Below are 4,978 nucleotides of genomic sequence, written 5' to 3'. Positions count from 1 at the left end.
CACTCCTCGAGGCCTTGCGCGATATTGGCGAGACCGCGGGTGATCTTGCGCGTCACAAAGGTCTCGCCCCGGCGCGGGCTCTCGTGGTTGAACAGGATGCCGTTGCAGGCATAGATGCCATAGGCCTCGCGGTAATTGACCGTGATCCAGTAGGAATAAAGCTTGGCCACCGCATAAGGGCTGCGCGGATAAAACGGCGTGGTCTCGCGCTGCGGGGTTTCCTGCACCAGGCCGTATAATTCCGAAGTCGAGGCCTGATAAAACCGGGTCTTTTTCTCCAGCCCCAGGAAACGGATCGCTTCCAGCAGGCGCAGGGTGCCGATGCCATCGACATCTGCGGTATATTCCGGCGCCTCGAAACTGACGGCGACATGAGACTGCGCGCCGAGGTTATAGACCTCATCCGGTTCGATCTCGCTCAGCAGCCGCGTCAGGTTGGAGGTATCGGTGAGATCGCCGTAATGCAACTTGAAGCGGGCATGATCCACATGCGGATCCTGATAGATGTGATCCACCCGGCTGGTGTTGAACGACGACGCCCGCCGCTTCAGCCCATGCACCTCATAGCCCTTCTCCAGAAGAAACTCCGCAAGGTAGGACCCATCCTGACCCGTCACACCGGTGATGAGGGCTTTTTTAACACTTGGCATTTTGCTGTCCGTTGTTTCTGGAAATCGCCATCGGCCGCAGCTCAGGCTGCGCGGTCATGAATGCTCTTGGGACGCGCAACCGCCTTGAACGCGTCGGTGACGCAGGTCACATCCGTCGGCGACAAATTATGGTGGTTGGGCAGGTAAATCCCATAGTCGTGAATCAGATCTGCGTTTGGCAGCACCTGATGCCCGTAATGCCGGATCCAGAACGGATGGCGCGCGATATTTCCGCAGATGAGCGGTCGACACTCGATATCCTGGTCCCTGAGGTGCTCGAATACCTCCATCCTGTTCTCCACCAAGGTGCCATAGGCGAAGGAGGATAACAGCTCAGTCTCGCTGTCCTGACGATAAAAACCCCGCAACTGCGCGGCGTAGATGTCAAAATTGCGTTCGCGAACCCGGCAGATATCATCGAGTTTCAGAATTTGCTGACGCCCGATGAAGGCCTGCAGATCCGTCGAGCGCAGGTTAAACCCGGCGTAGTAGAAGGTGTAAAGGTTGCGGAAATCGTCGATATTGTGGTCTTGCTGCAGCTGATCGCGCAATGTCGGGTTGAGATCCCGGCTCCAGCCATGAGACCGCAGCGATAGCATGACCTGATGGAGCTCACTGTCATCGGTGACAACCATCCCCCCTTCGATCGTCGAGATATGATGCCCGTAATAGAATGAGAAACTGCCCGCAGTCCCATGACAGCCGAGTTTTCGCCCGTCGCTGACCGATCCCAGGGCTTCGCAGCTGTCCTCCAGCAAGAGGACATCATAACGTTCGCAGATGTCCCGGATCGCCGCCATATGGTTGGCGTGACCAAGCACATGCACAAGGATCAGCAGGGCCGGAGCCTCCTCCTTGCAGAGCCGTTCGAGATGATCCAGATCCAGCCCGAGATCGGTCGGATCGCAGTCGCAAAGCCGCACATCAAAACCGAACTGGATAAGTGGGGACACCGTGGTCACCCAGCTGACGGCGGGCGCGATCACCTTATTGTTCCGCAACCGTCCGGCTTCGCGCGCGGCATATATCATCAACAGGTTTGCAGACGAGCCCGAGTTCACAAATACCGCATGTTTGCAGCCCATCCATGCCGCGAACTCGGCTTCGAAGGCGGTTGTTTCTTCCGCCTTTGTCAGGCGATTCCCCGCCATCATCCAATCGGCGGTCTGCTGCAGTTCCCGCCGCGAGATGGTGTCCTGGGCCAGGGTGATCGGCCGCGGTGGCTGAAAATTCTTCATGCTTGCGCCCCTCTAACAGCCTGCATCGCCTTTAACTCGACGTAGTAATGTCGCACCTCGTTGTAAGCGGCGGTGATGTTGGCGGCCTTCTTCTGATCTTTCAGCGCGTCGATGGTGATCGAGCCATCATGAGCCCGGAAACTGGCAAGAGGTTCCTTCACAAAGCCAACCTTCGGATATCGCAGCATCGATAGCAGCGAGGCGAAGATATCTGGCCCAACCCCGTGGTATTCGCTGTTTTGCAGCGGTAACCGCCCCTGGTAGAGCGCATCGATCAATACCTGGCGCCGAAACAGAGCCGCGCCGGGGGAGATCAGGGATCCGACGATGTTTTCCTCCGCCAGGCGGTTCTCAAAAATACCCGTATCCGGCAGCCATCCCAAGAACTGCGTCATCATCTGCTTGCCGGTTTTATTGTCGACAACCTCAGCCCCGGTGAAGGCAAAGCCGACATCATCGCTGAGGACAGTCAGGCATTTTTCAATGAAGGTCGGAGCAATCCAGTCATCGTCATACTGCAGGTGGACAAATTCGCCAGATGCATGCAGGACGCCCTCAAGCCAGCAAAAATGCGGGCCGAAGTCCTTTTCCCGCCGGACGTAGATGATCTTATCACCATATTCCGCGGCAACCTGCGGCGTATGATCGGTCGACCCGTGATCTACGACGATCACTTCGCAGGCGACAGTCTGATCAAGCGCACTGTCGATTGCTTTGGGCAGCATATCCGCACGGTTAAATGTGGGAACTACAATGGAAACTCTCTTAGTCATGGCGTTCTCCAAGGATCGCACGCAGGCGCGTGACATCGGCCTCTAGCGTGTCGTTCTGGCCCAGGGGCCGTATGTTCAAAGGGAAAGGAGCAAGGGATTGGGCAAAATCTGCTACCGTCATCGCACACCCGGAGCCGACGTTGACCGGCCCCTCGGCATCCGAAAGAGCGAGTTCGACAATAAGGCGGGCCGCCTGTGCAGCGGGCAGAAAATCCCGCCGACTGTCGGCACCGTAGAGGTCAAACGGCGCCTCCGGCACGGCGGTCTTCAACCGAGTGACAAGCGTCGGGCGCAGATAGCTTCCAGATTGTTCAGGGTCGTGGATCGAAAACAATCTGGCGATGCAGAGCGAGCGACCCGTCGCGGCGCAAATCTGTTGCGCAGCCAGCTCTGCCATCCGCTTGGTCTGACCATAAAGTGAAACCGGTTCGATGGTATCGGTTTCGAAAATTGGCGTCTCTTTGCTCGCATAGACATGGCTGGAGGAACACAGAAGCATCCGGGCATGAGTATTGCCAAGCGCAGCCAGAAGGTTGATCGTGCCGCCTGCGTTTACAGCAAAGGCGCCGCCGGGATCGCCCTGCACCGCCTTGACCGGCACCATGGCAGCAAGGTGGATGACCAGATCAAGCGGGCCCGCCGTGTTGATGACCTGGGCAATCTCATCGGGTTTTGTCAGATCTGCGGTGTTGCGGATCACAACCGCATCAGGCGCAAGCTCTGCCAGAGCAGCCATGGCGTGGCGGCCAACGATACCGCCGCTGCCGGTTATGAAGATACGTTGCGACATGGTCACTGCATCGAGATGCTTTGGGCCGCGCCATGCGCTCTCAACCCCATTGAACGAAATTTCGCGGCCAGCTCCGCACTGGCTCGTTCGATTTTATTCAGCTCGACAGGGTCCGGGACACCAGCTGCGGGAGCAAGGCCGGGCCATTTGGAAAAATCACCCGAGGTGATGAAATCGGCAAAGGAAGCGCGACTGATCCCGTGATCACGCAGGTACTCATTGTCCTGGTGCGGGCGGAATTCGGCCTGGGATGTCTCGTCAGAATAGTACCGGCCGACCACCATCGGGATCCGCGTGAACTTGCGATTATTCTTGGCAAGGACCTGCCAGAAGATGGCATCGCCAATCGATTTGATCGGTGTCTGGTTGCCGAAGTAGCTTGGGTACCACGGGCCGACCTGCTCCAGGCTCCACAGTGTGGCAGGTCCATATGTTCCCCGCTCAGCCGTTCCGCTGCCAAGCCGCAGATTTGATTGTTTCTTCGGCGGCCAATCGGCAGCGAAGCAGGTATCCCAGAGGTCTTCCACAGCAAACTTTTGGTCGAGGTGACTTTCATCAAAGCTGACGAGCCATTCACCACCAACCAATGCGGATTTGGTCGCAATCGCTGCGGCGACCATCGCCTGAACGGCATTGGTGGCCAGGCGATCATCCATATTAAGGTTCATGATATATTTGGTACGTGCCAGTGCAGTTGCTGCGGACCAGGCCTCGTAGATCGTGAGCGGCTCGTCAAAACTGTGCCAGGGCGCGTCCAGCCACTCGGGGGCAACATCACCATTGTCAAAGATGTAGCAAGGCTCAACGGGGATCGACTGTGCCTTCAGATTCTCCCAATGAGACCGCAATAACTCGTGCTTGTTCGGCTGCTTATGCCAGACGGCGCAGAAAACCGTCACCAGAGGACGATCGCCTGTATCTGGATCAGGAGCATTGAAAGAGCGAAACTGCATGTGACCGGTTCTCCAGCAAAGCACGCGCAACGAACTGCGCTCACGATCCCGAAGATACGCCCATAAGAAATAAATTTGAGTTAAGTCGCGTCCGTTTCTAAAAGTCCCCAGCGACAATAGCCTGAATCCTAGTGGAAGAGCAGGACCGCGACGCGGCCTCCGGTGCAAAAGATCGCAAATGCTAAGGACCTGTTAGGGCTGAACGAGCGCTTGCAGTATCAAGGTCGCCCTCTCTTCGGACCGCGCCCGCCGTTGCGGTCAAGCGTTCGGGCGGCGGAGTTTTCCGCGCTGATGTGTACCGCTTTGGTTTGGCGCGCCTCGTTTCATGACTGGTATGATAGCCGTGGGCGCTGGGGCGCTATTTTACTACCGTAGTGCATCCAGTGCCTGTGCCTGAACGCGAAGATCCCCGCCGGAGCGAGGTTTAAGGTTGTGATATTTCATCGATGCGTTGGTTGCGGGAGTAGGATTTGAACCTACGACCTTCAGGTTATGAGCCTGACGAGCTACCGGGCTGCTCCATCCCGCGACATTTTTATTCAGGCTCTGGCGCGTTGCGCGAGTTGAGCCATTA

General features: G+C 57.2%; 5 protein-coding genes and 1 tRNA gene. All 6 read right to left on the bottom strand.

Annotation, left to right across the window (positions count from 1 at the left end; all coding sequences use genetic code 11):
* A partial coding sequence (locus VWZ81_RS14600; protein WP_416543449.1) for a GDP-mannose 4,6-dehydratase occupies positions 1-650 on the bottom strand: 650 nt, incomplete at its 3' end.
* A gap of 41 nt (positions 651-691) precedes the next feature.
* Positions 692-1,888, bottom strand: a complete 1,197-nt coding sequence (locus VWZ81_RS14595; protein ID WP_416543448.1) for a DegT/DnrJ/EryC1/StrS family aminotransferase — start codon at positions 1,886-1,888, stop codon at positions 692-694.
* Positions 1,885-2,661 carry a glycosyltransferase family 2 protein gene (locus tag VWZ81_RS14590; protein ID WP_416537119.1) on the bottom strand — a complete coding sequence of 259 codons (777 nt, stop codon included), beginning with the start codon at positions 2,659-2,661 and terminating at the stop codon, positions 1,885-1,887. The genes VWZ81_RS14595 and VWZ81_RS14590 overlap by 4 nt, the downstream gene beginning before the upstream one ends.
* Positions 2,654-3,451, bottom strand: coding sequence for an NAD-dependent epimerase/dehydratase family protein (locus tag VWZ81_RS14585; protein ID WP_416543447.1), 798 nt, complete (start codon positions 3,449-3,451; stop codon positions 2,654-2,656). Before VWZ81_RS14585 ends, VWZ81_RS14590 begins: the two co-directional genes overlap by 8 nt.
* Positions 3,452-3,453: 2 nt before the next feature.
* On the bottom strand, positions 3,454-4,404 hold the full coding sequence (locus VWZ81_RS14580) for a glycosyltransferase family 2 protein (protein WP_340547860.1): 951 nt from the start codon (positions 4,402-4,404) through the stop codon (positions 3,454-3,456).
* A gap of 452 nt (positions 4,405-4,856) precedes the next feature.
* Positions 4,857-4,933, bottom strand: a tRNA-Met gene (locus tag VWZ81_RS14575).
* Positions 4,934-4,978 lie beyond the last annotated feature (45 nt).

The organism is Phaeobacter sp. JH20_34 (assembly GCF_048056095.1).
GTDB lineage: Bacteria > Pseudomonadota > Alphaproteobacteria > Rhodobacterales > Rhodobacteraceae > Phaeobacter > Phaeobacter bryozoorum.
This window is presented reverse-complemented; position numbering and strand designations above follow the sequence as displayed.

Excerpts from the sequence above, each read along its gene's own strand:
- VWZ81_RS14595 (WP_416543448.1), bottom strand. The coding sequence starts at position 1,888 with ATGAAGAATTTTCAGCCACCGCGGCCGATCACCCTGGCCCAGGACACC.
- VWZ81_RS14590 (WP_416537119.1), bottom strand. The coding sequence starts at position 2,661 with ATGACTAAGAGAGTTTCCATTGTAGTTCCCACATTTAACCGTGCGGAT.
- VWZ81_RS14585 (WP_416543447.1), bottom strand. The coding sequence starts at position 3,451 with ATGTCGCAACGTATCTTCATAACCGGCAGCGGCGGTATCGTTGGCCGC.
- VWZ81_RS14580 (WP_340547860.1), bottom strand. The coding sequence starts at position 4,404 with ATGCAGTTTCGCTCTTTCAATGCTCCTGATCCAGATACAGGCGATCGT.